Origin of the sequence: Undibacterium sp. WLHG33 (assembly GCF_049544815.1) — a bacterium.
Classification (GTDB): domain Bacteria; phylum Pseudomonadota; class Gammaproteobacteria; order Burkholderiales; family Burkholderiaceae_D; genus Undibacterium.
Genome location: NZ_CP186697.1, coordinates 2,644,561 through 2,662,660, shown reverse-complemented (window position 1 = coordinate 2,662,660; position 18,100 = coordinate 2,644,561). Strand labels below are relative to the sequence as shown.

Sequence of the window (18,100 nt, the reverse complement as noted above, 5' to 3'; positions counted from 1 at the left end):
TGAGTAAAATGAAGAATATATTGCGTCTTTCCCCTGTCTGCAGTCTGCTTCTGATCTGTGTTTTTTTGCAGGGATGCGAAACTGCCACTAAGAATGTGCCGGCACCAAAAGTGGCAGTGAAATCGAAAGAAACTAAGCCGGTTGCTGCTGCTAATGCTGCACCGGAAGCGGCAACCAGCGCTCCAGCGATCAGCGCGGATGTGCAGGCATATAACGAAGGAAATGCTTTATACAATGACGGCAATTACAACGGCGCGATCAGGAAACTCAGTGGCGCGACGGAAATCTGGACTGGTAACAACAAGGCTTTGCAGCTCAATGCGCTGAAAACGATGGCGTTCAGTTATTGCGTGACATCCAGAACACAACTGTGTCGCCAGCAATTTGAGCGGGCTTTAAAGCTCGATCCTGGTTTTGATCTGATGCCTAATGAAATTGGTCATCCGATATGGGGACCCGTATTTCAGAAAGCAAAAAAAGCAAAGAGCGTCAAAAAATAGCAGGGTGGTACTTTCCTCTTTTTGCTGCAACGCTGCTCAGATACTCCCCATCAACTATCCGTCATTATGTTCGCTGATGACTTCAGCGCCGGAAGACTGCTTTTCTTCCGGCCATCTTTTCCGCTGCTCTCAATGCAAAGTCGGGTGATACCAAGGCAGGCGAGACCAATAAGCTAAGACCTCGTACGCCTGCCATTCTGTATTCGCTCGGATTTTCTGTGCTCGCAGCAGTTTCATTTTCCTTTTTTGTGCACTACCTTGATCAGATCGGGGCAGGGTTTGCGCATCGTCTGACGGAGGGCTGAATCCGGCAATGCCGTTCAAAAGCGATGCGGAAAAAACGTCATACGGTATGTTGCGACGCAAACAAAATATCGCATTGTGAAATTGAATATCGCTATTTGGAAAATTAAAAAACACTGCTAGAATGCCTGCATAAATAAAATTTCAGTTTATGTTCGTCGATATGCTAACGCGCCCTCAACTCGAAAGCGCACCAACAGGAGACCTCCTATGTCACCCCAGATAGACCAAGTTCTGGCGCAAGCCGTCAATGATCCAGATGTGATGGAAACGAGTGAATGGCTCGATGCGCTCGAATCCGTGATAGAAAATGAAGGTCCTGAGCGCGCTCACTACCTGATGGAGCGCATGGCTGATCTGGCACGCCGCCGTGGTGCGCAAATCCCGTTTTCCAGCAATACCGCTTATGTGAATACCATTCCGGCTGATCAGGGCGAACATTGCCCCGGTAATCTGGAAATCGAAGAAAAACTGCGCTCCATCATGCGCTGGAACGCGATGGCGATGGTGGTGAAAGCCAATCGTCTTGACGGCGATTTAGGCGGGCATTTATCCAGTTTTGCCTCGCTGGCCAATATGCTGGGTATAGGCTTCAACCATTTCTGGCACGCACCGACCGAAGACCACGGCGGTGACTTGTTGTACATCCAGGGACATTCTGCGCCGGGCATTTATGCACGAGCATTTCTGGAAGGTCGTCTGACCGAAGAGCAGCTTCTGCATTTCCGTCGTGAAGTCGATGGAAAAGGCCTGTCCTCGTATCCGCATCCTAAGCTGATGCCTGATTTCTGGCAGTTCCCGACGGTTTCTATGGGGCTTGGCCCGCTGATGGCGATTTATCAGGCGCGTTTCCTCAAGTATCTGCACGCGCGTGGGATTGCTGATACAGAAAAACGGAAAGTGTGGGCATTCTGTGGCGACGGTGAGATGGATGAACCGGAATCCATGGGCGCGATCGGTATGGCTGGCCGCGAGCAGTTAAACAATCTGGTGATTGTGGTCAACTGTAACTTGCAACGTCTGGACGGCCCTGTACGTGGAAACGGTAAGATCATTCAGGAACTGGAATCCGATTTCCGTGGCGCCGGCTGGAATGTCGTCAAAGTGATCTGGGGCAGTGGCTGGGATGAATTGCTGGCGAAAGACAAAGAAGGCATTCTGCAGAAAGTGATGATGGAAACCGTGGATGGTGAATATCAGAACTACAAAGCGAAAGATGGCGCTTATGTGCGAGCACACTTCTTCGGTAAGCATCCGAAATTGCTGGAAATGGTCAGCAAAATGTCGGATGACGATATCTGGCGTCTGACCCGCGGTGGTCATGATCCGCATAAGATTTACGCCGCCTATAAAGTGGCGCAGGAAAGCAAAGACAAACCGACCGTGATTCTGGCAAAAAGTATTAAGGGCTTTGGTTTTGGTAAATCCGGTGAAGCGCGTAACACGGCGCACAACACCAAGAAACTCGATGATGAAGCGATCAAGGCAATGCGTGACCGCTTCCAGTTACCGATCGCCGATGCTGATCTGCCAGCGATCCCGTTCTACAAACCGGCTGACGATAGTCCGGAAATGCAATACCTGCATGCACGCCGCAGAGCACTTGGTGGCTATCTGCCACAACGTCGCCAGAAAGCGGATGAACAACTGGTGGTACCGGCTTTGTCCGCCTTTCAGTCCATGCTGGAACCTACTGCAGAAGGACGTGAAATTTCGACGACGGCAGCCTATGTCCGCGTCCTGACGACCCTGTTGCGTGATGCGAGTCTGGGGCCGCGCGTCGTACCTATCATGGTGGATGAATCACGCACTTTCGGTATGGAAGGCTTGTTCCGTCAGATCGGTATTTTCAGCCAGGTTGGTCAGTTGTATGAGCCTGTCGATAAAGATCAGGTCATGTACTACCGCGAAGATAAAGCCGGTCAGATTCTGCAAGAGGGTATCAACGAAGCCGGTGGTATGAGTTCCTGGATCGCCGCAGCGACTTCTTACTCGACCAATAACCGCGTGATGATTCCGTTCTACACGTATTACTCAATGTTTGGTCTGCAGCGTATCGGCGATCTGGCGTGGGCAGCGGGCGATATGCGAGCACGCGGCTTCCTGCTTGGCGGTACTGCCGGTCGCACGACGCTGAACGGCGAAGGCTTGCAGCATGAAGATGGTCACAGTCATGTGCTGGCATCGACGATTCCGAACTGCGTGCCTTACGATCCGACCTTCGCACATGAAGTGGCGGTCATCATGCACGACGGTCTGCGTCGTATGGTGACGAATCAGGAAGACGTGTTCTACTACATCACTCTGATGAATGAGAACTACAGTCATCCTGGCCTGAAAGCCGGTCAGGAAGAAGGTATTATCAAAGGCCTGTACCAGTTGCAAAAATCGGCAGAAACAACCAAACATCGCGTGCAGTTGCTGGGCTCCGGCACCATCCTGCGCGAAGTGATTGCCGCTGCTGAATTGCTGCAATCTGACTGGGGCATTGCAGCCGATGTCTGGTCTGCACCTTCGTTCACTCTTCTGGCACGTGATGGTCAGGATGCGGAACGCTGGAATATGCTGCATCCGACAGAAACGGCCCGTGTGCCATACATCACGCAGTGCCTGAAAGACACAGCAGGCCCTATCGTGGTATCGACGGACTATATGCGTACGTTTGCTGAACAGGTACGTGCTTTCATTCCGAAAGACCGCAGCTACAAGGTTCTGGGAACGGACGGTTTCGGCCGCTCCGACACCCGTGCCAAACTGCGTGAATTCTTTGAGGTGAACCGTTACTTCGTCGTGATCGCTGCACTCAAATCGCTGGCTGACGAAGGTGCTTTGTCTGCTTCCGTAGTGGCTCAGGCAATCGCGAAATACGGCATCAACGCAGACAAACCAAATCCGGTGACTGTGTAATCTCACCCAGGCAAAGCAGGAGAGTCATGCGTCGCGTGACTCTCTTCCCAGATCAAGCAAAGCGGAGCGAAAGCTATGAGTACAATTGAAGTCAAAGTGCCGGATATCGGTGATTTCAAGGAAGTGGAAGTCATTGAGCTGATGGTCAAAGTCGGCGATACGATTAAGGTCGATCAGTCACTGATTACCGTCGAATCAGATAAAGCCAGCATGGAAATCCCATCCAGTCATGCGGGCGTGGTGAAAGAAGTCAGAGTCAAGGTTGGCGACAAGGTTGCCGAAGGTTCATTACTGGTGATCGTCGAAGCCAGTGGTGATGCAGCGGCAGTGCCCGCGGTTGCACCAGTTCAGCCAGCTGTTGCGCCTGCGACGCCCGCCGCGCCAGTGGCCGCAGCACCTGCACCCGCATCCGCGCCGGTGGTTGCCCCTGCACCAGCGGTAACAGCTGCCGCACCAGTGGCGACAGCGGCTGCCGGTAAAGCGCATGCCTCACCATCGATACGCAAATTTGCGCGTGAACTCGGTGTTGATCTGACCCGTGTTGCCGGTTCTGGTCCGAAAGGTCGTATTACGCAAGAAGACGTGCAAAACTTCGTCAAAGGGATAATGGCTGGCAGCACCGCTGTTGCTGCGGTTTCTGCTCCGGCGAAAAATGGCAGCGGCGTCGGCCTTGATGTATTGCCTTGGCCATCGCTGGATTTCAGCAAATTTGGCGCGACGACGATTTCACCTTTGTCACGCATCAAAAAATTGTCCGGCCCGAACCTGCATCGCAACTGGGTCATGATTCCGCACGTCACGCAATTCGACGAAGCTGATATCACCGGCCTCGAAGATTTCCGTAAATCGTCAAACGAAGCGATGGCAAAATTCGGTGTCAAGCTGACGATGCTGGCTTTCGTGATTAAAGCGAGTGTGGCTGCGCTGAAAAAATTCCCTGCCTTTAATTCTTCACTCGACGCCACTGGTGAAAACCTGATTCTGAAACAGTATTACAACATCGGTTTTGCTGCTGATACTCCGAATGGCTTGGTGGTGCCTGTGGTGAAAAATGCAGATCAGAAAACGCTGTCGCAGATCGCGCTGGAAATGGGTGAATTGTCTGCCCAGGCACGCGAAGGCAAACTGAAACCAGCTGATATGCAAGGCGCAACGTTCACGATTTCTTCGCTCGGCGGTATTGGTGGTACAGCGTTCACGCCTATCATCAATGCACCTGAAGTGGCGATTCTGGGCTTGTCGAAATCCAGCATCAAACCGGTGTGGGACGGTAAAGCATTCCAGCCGCGTCTGATGCTGCCGCTGTCACTGTCTTACGACCACCGCGTGATTGATGGCGCGATGGCCGCGAAATTCACTGCTTATCTGGCCGACGTGTTGGCGGATCTGCGTAAAACCTTGCTGTGAGCGGAGACCAGGCTATGAGTGCTATCGAAGTGAAAGTTCCGGATATCGGCGACTTCAAAGAAGTTGAAGTGATAGAAGTGCTGGTCAAAGTCGGTGATACGATCAAGGTGGATCAGTCTTTAGTGACGGTTGAATCCGATAAAGCCAGCATGGAAATTCCGTCCAGCCACGCTGGCGTGATCAAAGAGCTGAAAGTCAAGCTGGGAGATAAAATTGCCGAAGGCAGTATTTTGCTGGTGGTTGAGGCGGAAGGTGCGACATCGGCAGCAGCGCCTGCTGCGTCGGCTACTCCGGCAGTTGCAGCGCCGGTCTCTGCCCCAGCCGCAGCCCCGGTTGCTGCGCCAGCGGTTGCAGCAACGGTGACAGGCATTGTCGAAGTGAAAGTACCGGACATCGGCGATTTCAAAGAAGTTGAAGTCATCGAAGTCATGGTTAAAGCCGGAGATACGATCAAGGTCGATCAGTCGCTGATCACCGTTGAATCGGATAAGGCCAGCATGGAGATTCCTTCCAGCCACGCCGGTGTGGTCAAAGAAGTCAAAGTTAAGGTTGGCGATAAAGTGGCCGAAGGCTCGTTGTTACTGCTGGTAGAGGCTGCAGGCGCAACATCTGCTGCGGCTCCTGTTGCCGCAGCGTCCGCACCTGCCGTTGCTCCAGCCGCATCTGCGCCGGTTGCATCCGGCTACACAGGTCAGGTCGATATCGAGTGCGACATGATGGTACTCGGCGCCGGCCCTGGCGGTTATTCCGCTGCCTTCCGCTCTGCCGATCTGGGCATGAATACGGTGCTGGTCGAAAAATATTCGACACTTGGTGGCGTGTGTCTTAACGTCGGTTGTATTCCTTCTAAAGCCTTGTTGCACGTCGCTGCGGTGATTGATGAAACTTCGCACATGGAAGCGGTGGGCGTGACATTTGCGAAACCGGCGATCGATATCGACAAGCTGCGCGGCTACAAAGAAAGCGTCATTAAAAAAATGACGACGGGCTTAGCTGGCATGGCGAAAGCGCGTAAGGTGAATATCGTGCAGGGCGTGGGTCAATTCCTCAGCCCTTATCACATTGAAGTCACTGCGGCAGATGGTACTAAAAAAGTCGTGCAGTTCAAGCAGGCAATTATTGCTGCCGGTTCTTCCGTCGTGAACCTGCCATTTGTACCGGCTGATCCGCGCATTGTTGACAGCACCGGCGCACTGGAATTACGTCAGGTGCCAAAACGCATGCTGGTGATCGGTGGCGGCATTATCGGTCTGGAAATGGCAACCGTGTATTCGACGCTCGGTGCGCGCATCGATGTGGTTGAAATGATGGATGGCCTAATGCAGGGCGCAGACCGCGATATGGTCAAAGTCTGGCAGAAGCACAATGAAAAACGCTTCGACAACATCATGCTGAAAACCAAAACGGTCGGCGTGGAAGCGCTGCCGGAAGGCATCAAGGTTACGTTTGCATCCGCTATCGAAGGCGAAGCCGCACCAGCACCGCAAGTTTACGATCTGGTGTTAGTTGCGGTTGGCCGCAGTCCTAACGGTAAGAAAATCGCCGCCGACAAAGCCGGTGTTGCCGTGACTGACCGTGGTTTCATCACTGTCGATAAACAGATGCGCACCAATGTACCGCATATTTTTGCGATCGGTGATCTGGTTGGTCAACCTATGCTCGCGCATAAAGCGGTGCATGAAGCGCATGTCGCTGCTGAAGCGGCTGCCGGTGAAAAAGCTTATTTCGACGCACAGGTGATTCCGTCGGTCGCTTACACTGATCCTGAAGTCGCATGGGTAGGCGTGACCGAAGACGACGCCAAAGCCAAAGGCATCAAAGTCGAAAAAGGCTTGTTCCCGTGGATGGCTTCCGGCCGTGCAGTCGCCAATGGCCGCGACGAAGGTTTCACCAAATTGCTGTTTGATGCAGACACCAAACGTATCGTTGGCGGTGGCATCGTCGGTACGCACGCCGGTGACATGATAGGTGAGATCGCGCTGGCCATTGAAATGGGCGCAGATGCGGTGGATATCGGAAAAACTATCCATCCGCATCCGACACTGGGCGAATCTATTGGTATGGCGGCAGAAGTATTTAAAGGCGTCTGTACCGATTTGCCGCCGCAACGCAAGAAATAATCTGCGTTCAGATCCGGCAGGTCATTGCTGACCGCGCCACACAAAAAAGCCCCGTTGCCTGATCGCACGGGGCTTTTTCATTTGCGCGCGCAAGAGTGTGACAAGCGCGTGGCTATTGCAAATGGTGTGTTATTGTCTTTTTTAGGCAGCGTGAACTTCCTGCTGTCGATAACTTACTGACTTATTTTGAACGTATGCTCCATGCCCCTGGTCTGATGTACTGATACCAGCATGATTGTTCTTCAAACTGAGGAAACCCTATGAAAAAAATGTGGCAGATGTGTAGTGCGCTGATGTTATCGACTGCCGTGTTCTGCGCGCCGCCAGCGCAAGCCGCCAGCACGGAACGTGGTATTTCCCTGGCAACGGCGAATGGCGAGATACAGGGCAGTTTATTGCAGCCGGAAGGCAGCGCGAAAGTGCCGGTCGTGCTGATCATCGCGGGCTCTGGCCCGACGAATCGGAATGGCAACAGTGCAGGATCATCCGGCAATAACAATAGTCTGAAAATGCTGGCAGAAGGATTAGCAAATCAGGGCTACGCCTCGGTACGCTTTGATAAACGGGGTGTGGGCGACAGCGCTGCGGTGGCAACGACGGAATCGGCGATACGTTTTGAAACCTATGTTGATGATGCCGCGGCCTGGCTGAAGATGCTGAAAGCGGATACGCGTTTTTCTGATGTGGTGGTGCTGGGACATAGCGAAGGTTCGCTGATTGCGATGCTCGCCGCGCAGCAAGTCCCCGTCAGCGCGCTGGTATCGGTTGCGGGTGCTGGCAGCAATTTAGCGGATGTGTTGCGTCAGCAATTGTATGGAAAATTACCGCCCGATCTGGTGAAGCCGAATGAAGAGATTTTGCAGACTTTGCAGGCAGGGAAAACGACCGCCAGCGTGCCGCCTGCACTACAGTTTCTGTATCGCGAAAGTGTGCAGCCGTATCTGATTTCCCAGTTCCGCTATACGCCGGTACAGGAAATCCGCAAACTCACGATGCCGGTACTGATTTTGCAGGGCGATACAGATATTCAGGTTGATCGCAGCCAGGCCGAGGCATTGAAAGCGGCAAAACCAGACGCAGAACTCCACGTCATCAGCGGCATGAATCATGTCTTGAAAATAGTACCGGCCGATGCAAAGAAACAAATGGCCTCGTATTTTGATCCCACGCTGCCGGTTTCACCTGAGCTGATACGTCATTTGTCGGCATTTTTGCAGCAACTGCCGCGTCACTGATGCTGCTGTATCAATTTTGAGCCTCAAATATACTCCCACCAGTATATTTTAAAGCCCTTTGTTTATAAGGACATCAGGGCTGTTTTCATCAATACATGGGGGAGTATCTATCAATGCCGCATCTTCCGCATTGCTGACGCGGTACTTATGCCGCACTGCACCTAAAGTCCTTACCGTTTTCGCGTCGGCGGTCATTGCCAATGGCTGTTTTGTTGTCATAGTATGAATGTATTGATCCAGATCAAGATGGACAATCCACTACAAAAACGATGGAGACAGCATGGCAGACCAGACTCAGGGACGAGGTGGTGACAGCGCGCCACCCGACATTACCACCATCATCGATACCGCATCACCCTTTCCACCTATCCGCCGCATAGCCATGTTTCGCCCCTTCACCTGGCTGCGGCTGGGCTGGGATGATTTTCGTGAATCCGGCGGCGCCAGTATTTTTTACGGCATCTGTTTTGCCGCGATGGGGTTGATACTCAATCTCGTGCTCAGCCATGCGCCGCAATATGTGTCTGCACTCAGTTGCGGTTTTTTACTGGTCGGCCCCTTGTTGGCACTGGGTTTGTATGACATCAGCCGTCGTATAGAAAACGTGCGTTCCGGTTTGCTCAGCAGTGTGTTTTCCATGCGTGGCCGCTGGAGCAATATCGGCGTGCTGGCACTCGTGCTGGCGGTGATACTGATGGTCTGGGCACGCGCGTCGCTGGTGATTTTTGCGCTGTTCTATAACAAGGGCATGCCCACTATGCATGGTTTTCTGACGCAGTTATTCTCACTGAATAATCTGGAATTTATTCTGGTTTATGCCTGCATCGGTTTTATCTTTGCGAGTATCGTTTTCGCGATCAGCTGGGTCTCGATTCCTATGATGCTGGACCGCGACAGCGATGCCATCACCTCGATGATTATCAGTTGTGTGGCGCTGTTCATCAATGTGCCGGCAACCATCGTCTGGGCGCTGATCATCGTCAGCTTCGTGGTGCTCGGCTTCATGACCTGGAGCCTAGGTTTCATTATCGCCATGCCAGTGATTGGCCATGCGACCTGGCATGCGTACAAAGAAGTCGTAGGGAATGCTTCCGACCGGCGCTAATATTTGCGCCGTTCATCACACTTTGCTGCAACATAAAAAAAACCTGTGCACATTTTCAGTGTGCGCAGGTTTTTTATTGCCGCTGATGCGGATGGATAAACACTTATTTCAGCGGCGGAATCGCTTGCGGCACCAGTTTGCTGACGGGTTGTTCGCGCAGTTTGTCGGTCAGCATTTGCAAGGCTTTTTCGAGTTGCTGATCTTGTCCGTTGAAGGTTGCATGCGGCATGTTTTCGACCTCTACATCCGGCGTGACGCCGACGCCTTCAACCAGCCAGCGGCCATCCATGCCGAACTGGGCATTTTCTGCGGCGCGTATCATGCCGTTGTCCGCCAGACTGTTGCCATCCGACAGCCAAACACCGGCACCAGCCGTGCGTTTGCCAACCAGTGGCCCGAGTTTCAATGCTTTCACCCCGGCCGCGAAAGTCTCGCCGTCAGAATAGGTCAGCTCATCGACCAGCACCACCAGATGACCGCGGAAAGTCTGTTGCATATTGGTGTAAGGGCGGTTATTCCCACGCGACCAGAATGCCCAGGTTTTACGCAATAATTTTTCTATGATCCAGCTGTCGATATTGCCGCCACGGTTGCGGCGTACGTCGATAATCAGACCATCGCGATCGACATTGGCGTAAAACTCGCGTGCAAACGCATTGATGTCCTGCGCACCCATGGCCCGCAGATGCAGATAACCTATCTTGCCTTTCGATGCTTCGTAAACGCGCGCACTGCGGCTTTGTTCCCAGTCGCTGTAACGCAGATTCGCATGTTTCGTCATGCTGACAGGCGTGACGATGACATTGTGCGGTGCCTGATTTCCGCGTTTTACCTGCAGCAGGACTTGCTTGTCGGCCTGATTCAGCAGCAGATCGGCAATGTCACGTGCTTCCATGACCGGCTTGCCGTTGACGCTCAGAATGACATCGCCTTCTTTGACATCGACATCGGGTTGCGCCAGCGGACTGCGCTCTGTTGGTAACTCCGGTTCACTGCGATAAATATGTTCTATCTTATAGCCGTCTTTGGTGCGCGCTAACACGGCGCCCAGCGTTGCCGGTGCGCCTTCGGCAGCAGCTTTGCGGACGTCGCCGGGGCGGAACTGCGAATGCAGCGCGCCGACTTCGCTGACCATTTGCGCGAGCACATCATTCAACTCATTGCGGTCAGTCACGCGCTCGACCAGCGGCGCATATTTGTCGCGCATTTTTTTCCAGTCCACGCCACGCATGTTGTCATCGTACAGAAAATCTCTGTGCATACGCCAGGCATCGCCGAACATCTGGCGCCATTCCTGACGCGGGTAGGAGGTGAAACTCCAGTCATTGATGCTGACTTTCGCTTTGCTGATATCGTTGGGGGCTTTGGCACCGGCTTCGACGATCACAAAATCACTGTTACCGTTACTGGCAGAGGTTTTGTAATACACATGCTTTTTGTCGGCAGATAAATCAAACTGACGGATGCCGCTGGCGAATACTTCCGGTTGCGCCGCGTTTTTGCTGATAGCCAGTGTCTTGAGTATGCCGCGTCCTTCATTGCCTTCCGGCTCAACGAAATACAGACGTTTATCGTCAATCGCTAAGCCGCGGTAGTTATCGGCAGCGAGTGGTACCTGATACAAGCGTTCGCTGAGTCCAGCGTATTCAATCGCTGGTAAGGCCGTTTTGCTGGCTTTTGTATCTGCTGATTTAGCATCCGTATCCGACGTTTTCTCCGCCGATTTTTCATTGTTTTTTTCTGCTGGTTTTACTTCGGTTTTGCTGCTGAGTTTGCTTAACTCATCGTCCGCTTTAAACGGAAAGCGATTTTTTGCCTGCAAGGCGAGGGCGTAAATACCTGTGCGTTTGTCAAAGCTCGGGCCCAGATTGCGGTCACCCCAGGGTGAACGATTGCCGACCTCGAAGTGGCGTTCAGATAAGAAATACAACCACTTGCCATCGGTGGAAAATACCGGCGTATGCGATTCATAGCGATCGCCGGTGACGAAATGCAGTTGTTTGCTGGCGAAGGAATACAAACCGATTTGCTGGCGGCCGCTGTTGCTATCCGGGCGCACGATGGCCAACGTTTTACTGTCCGGTGCCCAGACGATATCACCGTAACGGTCAAAGCCTGCTTTGCCGCCGTCATCAATGATGGTGTTGGTTTTCGTTGCCAGATCCAGCAGCCAGACGCGGCCACGTTTATCTGTATGCGCGAGCGATTTTCCATCCGGTGACGGATAAATATTCAGCCTGTGCACATCGCCATTGTGAGTCAGCATTTCTGCCTTACCGATACCGTTGGCTGGATATTTCCAGATTTCATTTTCACCGGAGCTGTCAACAATCGCATAGATGCTCTGATCATCGTGCGAGAACACGGCTGCGCGGGCGCGGGCGTTTTCGGGGATCGCTAAATCGACACGGCGTTGCAGACCTGTTCCTGCAATAGTGACATGACCGCGCGCAGTGAAAATCAGACGCTCGCTTTTGCCAGCAATACCGGTGTCACTCAGGTATTCCAGCGGTGTGCGGATCAGGCGTTTTCTTTGCTGATCAAAATCCGAGGTCAGATCGATCGCCAGTGTGCTGTCGGCTTTGCTGGCAAGGTTCAACACATGCAGATCGGCGCCGAGCTGATAGACGATGTTGCCGTCGCCGATAGCGGCATTTCTGACATCCCATTCTTTATGCGTCGTCAGTTGTTGCGGATTGCTGCCGTCGGCGTTGGCTGTCCAGATATTGAATGCGCCATCGCGGTCGCTGATGAAATACAGGCGACCCTGATACCACATCGGGCGCTTGTTATTGCTGCTGTCGCTGGCAAACAGATTGACGGCTTCGGCTTTGCTTTGCAAGTCATAGCGCCACAATTGTGCGGTCGCGCCGCCACGGTAATGTTTTGCATTGTCATTGGTCATTTGCAGACCGAAACGCGTGAAGTACAGATAACGGCCGCTGTCATCGAGCGTTGCTTCATTCGCGTCAGCAACCGGGAAGACGCGGCGTAATTGTGTTTTCGGATCAATCGCTGCAATGACTCTGTGCGCGTTGGGCCCGGTGCTGTTGAGTGTGCTGACTAATACCTCGCCCTGAGCTGTCCAGCCGAGCACATTCACGACATCATTTTCAAATGTCAGACGTTGTGGCAAACCGCCGTTGACCGGCATGACATAGGCTTCGGTTGCCCCTTCATAGGCGGCGGAAAACGCCAGCCATAGCCCATCGCGTGAAATCGCTGGCAGGGTTTCTGCGGCCGGATGGGTGGTCAGCCGTTGTGCCTGCCCGCCGCGCAGGCCGACTTTCCATAAGTCGCCTTCCGCAGTAAAGACGACGGTATCTGCGCGTATGCCGGGAAAGCGGTAATACGCCGGTGCAGCCGTCGCCGCCGAAACAATACTGCCAATCGTCAGCCCAAGCGCGAGACTGAGAGCGAGGTTAAGAGGCTGCCGTTTGCTCAGTTTGCGCGGCAGAACAGAGGAAGGTAAGTAGCGGGTGACGCCAGCGGGTAGTTTCATGTGAATGATCTTTAACTTAATTGATTGGAATTATTTACTCAGGACTGACGCCCAGCCGCCCCAGCAGCGTTATGGCTCCTCGCCGTACTATTCGTACTGTCTTCGTCGCCATGCCTTGCTGGTACAACTGGGCGTAAGTCCTGTTGCTTAATTTAGCTATTGCAAAAAAAGCTGGTAAGAAAAACAAATCTCCGCTTTTTTCCTACAAAAAAACATCAAAAGTGTTACCGAAGTGTAAGTTTTGTTGATGTTGGGCAACTATCCATTTATAACATCGGCAGAGCAACATTTGTTTCCTTACACGTTGGCCGATCTGCCTTACGTGACCATCAACGCGCAATCAGTTTAGTTATCCGGCGGAGAGAGCCATGAGACCAGTCAACTTCATCAAAGTTCTTGCAATCCTCAGTATTTCGACAGAAATGTCACTGGTGATGGCACAGAACGTTACTTTCAGCGTTAACACGCAGGCCGAGCGCAAAACCATTAGTCCTTTGATCTACGGCTTCAATGCTTACGCTGACGGCTATGGTCGCACAGGCTGGGATGCGCATGGCGGCAAAGCGAATCTGGATAGTCTGAATCTGACGTCGCGTCGTCTCGGTGGCAATAATATGACCAGCTATAACTGGGAAAACGGTGTCAGCAATTCCGGTGCCGACTGGTGCCATTCTTCGAATGCCGGAGTGACATACGCGACCGGCGCCGGCGAGCCTTCCAGCACCAGTGGTCTGGCGTATTACGCACCGGGTGCCGGGATTAAAGCGTTCCATGATCAGTCGCTGGTGCTGGGTACGTTCTCTTTGCTGCAATTACCTGCTGCCGGCAAGCTGCCGAAAGACATCGTCAATCTGTATCCGCCATCGAGCTGCAAAGGTTACGAGTTATGGCAAAGCACCGCCGGGCCATCGAATGTCGATGTGACCCGCTGGCTTGATATTGTGAACGACAAACCTGCCGCCGCAGGCAGCCTGAGTCTGGCACCATCGCTGAGCGACAACGTGGTGTATATCGACGAAGAGCTTAATTTCCTCGTCAAAAAATATGGCAAGGCATCTTCTACTAAAGGTGTCAAAGGCTATGAACTTGATAATGAACCGGATCTGTGGCATGTGTGGCCATCCAGCCAGGGCGCTGGCACACATGAAAATCTGTACCCGAATCTGACTACGATCAGCGATGTCATGCAAAAGAATCTGGCGCTCGCAAAAACAGTCAAGCGCATGGACAGCTCCGCACAAACCTTCGGTCCGGCAGTGAGCGGTTATCTGGGTTTATTCAGTTTGTGGGCAGTCTGGGATGGTTCGCAATCGCATCAGCCAGCGGACTGGAATCAGTATTATGTGGAACCGTATCTCAGTAAAAACACCGGTGACCGCTATCGCTACAACGGCATGACCTTTACCAACGTCTATCTGGATACGATGCGCAAAGCGTCTGCCTCAGCGGGCAAGCGTTTGCTGGATGCCTTCTCGTTTCATTTCTATTCACAGGCATCGTATGATCCGGCCAATCGCGTGCAGGCTTCACGCAGTCTGTGGGACAGCAGCTACGTTGAACCAAGCTGGATCACGCAAGGCGGCAACGGCTTTACCGATGGCCGTGGTCTGGAAATTCTGCCCAAGCTCAAGCAGTCGATTGCGGATTTTTATCCCGGCACCAAACTCGCCGTGACCGAATATGATTTCGGCGGCAGAGATGATGTGAGCGGCGCGATTGCGCAGGCCGATGCACTCGGCGCGTTTGGTCAGCAGGGCGTACATCTGGCAACGTATTTCGGCGATGTGGAAGCCTATATTGCCGCAGGATTTAAAATTTTCCGGAATTACGACGGCAATAAATCGGTGTTTCCTGAAGTCTCCGTTAAGGCAGTGTCGACGAATAACGGCAATGGCACCGTGTATGCGGCCGTCAGTGCCGCTGATCCGAATACCGTGCATCTGATCGCAATCAACCGCCTCAGCATACCGCTGAATGCGAGCTTGCAAATTGCGCATCCGGTGGCGCTGAATTCTGTGCAGGTATGGGGCGTGGACGCGAGCAGCCAGGCCGTGACGATGCGTGCAGGTCTGAGTGCGATCAAGCAAAATCAGTTCAGTTATACCTTGCCGGCATTGTCGGTGATGCACTTTGTGGTGAAGCCGTAAGCCAGCAATTGATCGGCGTGACTGACGCCGTTTGAAAGAGCGCAGAAAAACCACCGTAAAAGTGCCGGAAAATGCCTGAATAATACTCCCAGGGAGTATGTTTTGAGCCCCTTTGTTTATGCCGGGATGAAGGCGAAATACATAAAAACAGGGGGGAGTATGCTGAAAAACAGCATTCAACAGGCAAACAATAAGGAAACAGACGTAAAAAAAGCAGCCGTGGCTGCTTTTTTTTTATAAACAGAACCTTGACGTGCAGTGCTTATTTTTTGATTTGCTTCAGCACATCACGCAGCATGGACAGCATCTGATCGAGTTCTTCTTTCGTCACGTTCAGCGCAGGCATGAAACGCAGCAGATCAGGGCGTGGTGAATTCAGCAGCAAACCGACCGGTTCCATATTGCGCGCTGTTTCAACGATTTGCGCGCCGATATTGTCGCCGAGTTTCAGTGCGCGCAGCAAGCCTTCACCGCGTTCGCCTTGCAGGCCGAATTCATCCGACAGTTTCACCAGTTCTGCACTCAGATAAGCACCCTTTTCTTTGACTTCATCGAGGAAGCCCGGCTTGGTCAGTTCCTTCAGTACCGCGATGCCAACGGCTGTCATCAATGGTGCACCGTTGTAGGTACCGCCCTGGTCACCCGGCACGAAGCAGGCGACTGCCTCGCGGCACAGCAAGGCGCCGAGCGGTACGCCGCCACCGATGCCTTTCGCCAGCGTCATGATGTCAGGCTCAATACCGGACAACTGATAGCCAAACAATTCACCAGTGCGTCCCATGCCGGTCTGTACTTCATCAACGATCAGCAGGATGCCGTGTTTTTGCGTCAGTGTACGTAGTTGCTGCATGAATTCACGCGTTGCCGGCAATACGCCGCCTTCGCCCTGTACTGGTTCCAGCATCACAGCAACGGTTTTGTCGCTGATCAGTTTTTCAACCGAAGCGATATCGTTCAGATCCGCTTTCGGGAAACCGGTGACTTGCGGTGCAAATATTTTGTCCCAGCCCGGTTTGCCGGAGGCCGACATCGTTGCCAGCGTGCGACCGTGGAAGCTGTGATCAAAGGTGATGATTTCAAACGCGCCGTTTTTGTTCAGCTGACCCCATTTGCGTGCCAGTTTGATCGCGCCTTCATTCGCTTCTGCACCGCTGTTGGTAAAGAAAACGCGGTCAAAACAGGATTGCTCTGTCAGGCGCGAAGCCAGTTCTATCATCGGCGCGTTGTAAAACGCAGGCGATGGGTTCAGCAGTTTTTTCGACTGCGCCACCAGTGCGTCGTGGATCACGGCAGGGCTGTGGCCGAGGCAATTAACCGCCCAGCCTTGCAGGTAATCGAGATAGCGTTTGCCATTGTTATCCGTCAGCCACATGCCGCTGCCTTCCGTAAAAACGATTTCCGGGCGCGGTGTGATGTACATCAGAGCGTTAACGTTGTACTGGCTGAATTCCATTTCAAGACTCCTAAAGTCGACAAAGCAGGGGTAAAAAAGAGTAGTAGAGACTAATATCGGGTGCTGAATAACAAAAAAGCCACAGGTGTCGCCTGTGGCTTGATACTTGTGGTGCTGCTCATCTTCCGCGCACGCTCACTCGTACATAGTCCCAGGCTCGAAGAACGAGCTGCGACGTCGTGCGATATTTGGTGAAGACATGTCGGTGAAAATTTTCATAAAGCGGATAGTAGGACTTTTTGCGCACTGCGTCAAAATAAATTTACGCAGTGCGCTGAAAAAAAACTTGATGTTCAGTTCATGCGCGCGCAGATGATGAGCAATTGATTAACAGAGCACAAGCACATCGTTTTTCGCATGCATGAACACGCGTTGTCCGTTCCTGATCAATTTGCCAGATCCGCTTCGGATGTGAATGAATCGGCGTAGAACTCGTCAGCCGGTAACTGGCACTGCGCGACAAAATCCCGTTTGGCAGAATCCACCATCACCGGCGCGCCGCACGCATACACTTGATAGCCGGATAAATCCGCATGATCGGCCATCACCGCCTGATGAACGAAGCCAGTGCGACCCTGCCACTGATCTTCGGCCTGTGCATCGGAAATCACCGGGACATAACGGAAGCCGGGTAATTTCGCAGCCCAGTCCTGACATAACTTGTTCATGTACAGATCCGCCGGACGACGACCGCCCCAGTACAGCGCGACCGGGCGCGTGGATTTGGTGTGGATCAATTGTTCGACCAGTGCCTTGATCGGCGCAAAGCCGGTGCCGGAGGCGAGCAGAATAATCGGTTTGTCGCTGTCTTCACGCAGATAAAACGTGCCTTGCGGACCTTCAAAGCGCAGGATGTCGCGTTCTTTCAATGTTGAGAAAACCTGATCGGTAAATAAACCACCCGGCATGTGGCGGATATGCAGGGTAATGTGTTCCGCATCGTGCGGCGCGTTCGCCATACTATAGCTGCGGCGTTTGCCATCACGCAGTAAAAATTCTATGTACTGACCAGCGCGGTAATTCAGCTTTTCATTCGCTGGCAGTTGCAGTGCAACCAGCATCACGTCATCGGATAATTTTTCCAGTTTCGCAATGCGGGTCGGCATCTTCTTGACCGGATATTCATCGTTGGCGACCAGTTCACGCGCTTCGATAGTCAGATCGCTTTGTGGCTTGGCGCAGCAGAACAGCGACATGCCTTGTGCTGCTTCGTCCTCAGTCAGTGCGCGTTGCTGATGATTGCCATGCACGACAGTGCCGTCAGTGACTTTGCCTTTACAGGAACCACAGGCTCCATTTTTACAACCGTAAGGCAGAATGATGCCCGCGCGCAAAGCGGCGGATAATACGGTTTCATCTGCGTCGCAGCTAAATTGACGACCGCTGGGGGTCACGGTTACTTGAAAAGTCATACAATCCTG

12 protein-coding genes are annotated in these 18,100 nt (G+C 52.8%); 8 read left to right on the top strand and 4 right to left on the bottom strand.

Annotated features, from left to right (window positions below; all coding sequences use genetic code 11):
• Positions 1 to 8 precede the first annotated feature (8 nt).
• From ACOTSW_RS12170 to ACOTSW_RS12150, 5 genes are all read left to right on the top strand, one after another.
• A complete protein-coding gene (locus tag ACOTSW_RS12170) occupies positions 9 to 500 on the top strand; it encodes a TssQ family T6SS-associated lipoprotein (RefSeq protein WP_423679352.1) in 492 nt (163 codons plus the stop codon).
• A gap of 513 nt (positions 501 to 1,013) precedes the next feature.
• The gene (gene aceE, locus ACOTSW_RS12165; protein ID WP_423679351.1) at positions 1,014 to 3,710 is read left to right on the top strand and encodes a pyruvate dehydrogenase (acetyl-transferring), homodimeric type; all 2,697 of its coding nucleotides are present in this window, start codon (positions 1,014 to 1,016) and stop codon (positions 3,708 to 3,710) included.
• A gap of 51 nt (positions 3,711 to 3,761) precedes the next feature.
• Positions 3,762 to 5,117, top strand: coding sequence for a dihydrolipoyllysine-residue acetyltransferase (gene aceF, locus ACOTSW_RS12160; RefSeq protein ID WP_423682309.1), 1,356 nt, complete (start codon positions 3,762 to 3,764; stop codon positions 5,115 to 5,117).
• Positions 5,118 to 5,131: 14 nt separating this feature from the next.
• A complete protein-coding gene (gene lpdA / locus ACOTSW_RS12155) occupies positions 5,132 to 7,237 on the top strand; it encodes a dihydrolipoyl dehydrogenase (RefSeq protein ID WP_423679350.1) in 2,106 nt (701 codons plus the stop codon).
• A gap of 260 nt (positions 7,238 to 7,497) precedes the next feature.
• Entirely contained in the window at positions 7,498 to 8,472 is a 975-nt protein-coding gene (locus ACOTSW_RS12150; RefSeq protein WP_423679349.1) for an alpha/beta hydrolase, read from the top strand.
• A 48-nt stretch (positions 8,473 to 8,520) separates the two neighbouring features.
• On the opposite strand, the gene ACOTSW_RS12145 is transcribed toward ACOTSW_RS12150, so the two are convergent.
• A complete protein-coding gene (locus ACOTSW_RS12145) occupies positions 8,521 to 8,691 on the bottom strand; it encodes a hypothetical protein (protein WP_423679348.1) in 171 nt (56 codons plus the stop codon).
• 61 nt (positions 8,692 to 8,752) lie between these two features.
• Between ACOTSW_RS12145 and ACOTSW_RS12140 the strand changes: the two genes are divergently transcribed.
• A complete protein-coding gene (locus tag ACOTSW_RS12140; RefSeq protein ID WP_423679347.1) occupies positions 8,753 to 9,577 on the top strand; it encodes a DUF2189 domain-containing protein in 825 nt (274 codons plus the stop codon).
• A 103-nt stretch (positions 9,578 to 9,680) separates the two neighbouring features.
• Here ACOTSW_RS12140 and ACOTSW_RS12135 read toward each other — a convergent pair whose 3' ends face one another.
• Positions 9,681 to 13,079 (bottom strand): S41 family peptidase, encoded by a 3,399-nt coding sequence (locus tag ACOTSW_RS12135; RefSeq protein ID WP_423679346.1) that lies wholly within the window; start codon positions 13,077 to 13,079, stop codon positions 9,681 to 9,683.
• 368 nt (positions 13,080 to 13,447) lie between these two features.
• Between ACOTSW_RS12135 and ACOTSW_RS12130 the strand changes: the two genes are divergently transcribed.
• Positions 13,448 to 15,226: a glycoside hydrolase family 44 protein gene (locus tag ACOTSW_RS12130; protein ID WP_423679345.1), complete on the top strand. Its 1,779-nt coding sequence runs from the start codon at positions 13,448 to 13,450 to the stop codon at positions 15,224 to 15,226.
• Positions 15,227 to 15,328: 102 nt separating this feature from the next.
• The gene (locus tag ACOTSW_RS12125) at positions 15,329 to 15,466 is read left to right on the top strand and encodes a hypothetical protein (RefSeq protein WP_423679344.1); all 138 of its coding nucleotides are present in this window, start codon (positions 15,329 to 15,331) and stop codon (positions 15,464 to 15,466) included.
• 22 nt (positions 15,467 to 15,488) lie between these two features.
• Here ACOTSW_RS12125 and ACOTSW_RS12120 read toward each other — a convergent pair whose 3' ends face one another.
• Together ACOTSW_RS12120 and ACOTSW_RS12115 are read right to left on the bottom strand one after the other, a co-directional pair.
• On the bottom strand, positions 15,489 to 16,679 hold the full coding sequence (locus tag ACOTSW_RS12120) for an acetylornithine transaminase (protein ID WP_423679343.1): 1,191 nt from the start codon (positions 16,677 to 16,679) through the stop codon (positions 15,489 to 15,491).
• Between the two features lie 386 nt (positions 16,680 to 17,065).
• Positions 17,066 to 18,091, bottom strand: a complete 1,026-nt coding sequence (locus tag ACOTSW_RS12115) for a CDP-6-deoxy-delta-3,4-glucoseen reductase (RefSeq protein WP_423679342.1) — start codon at positions 18,089 to 18,091, stop codon at positions 17,066 to 17,068.
• Positions 18,092 to 18,100: the final 9 nt, after the last annotated feature.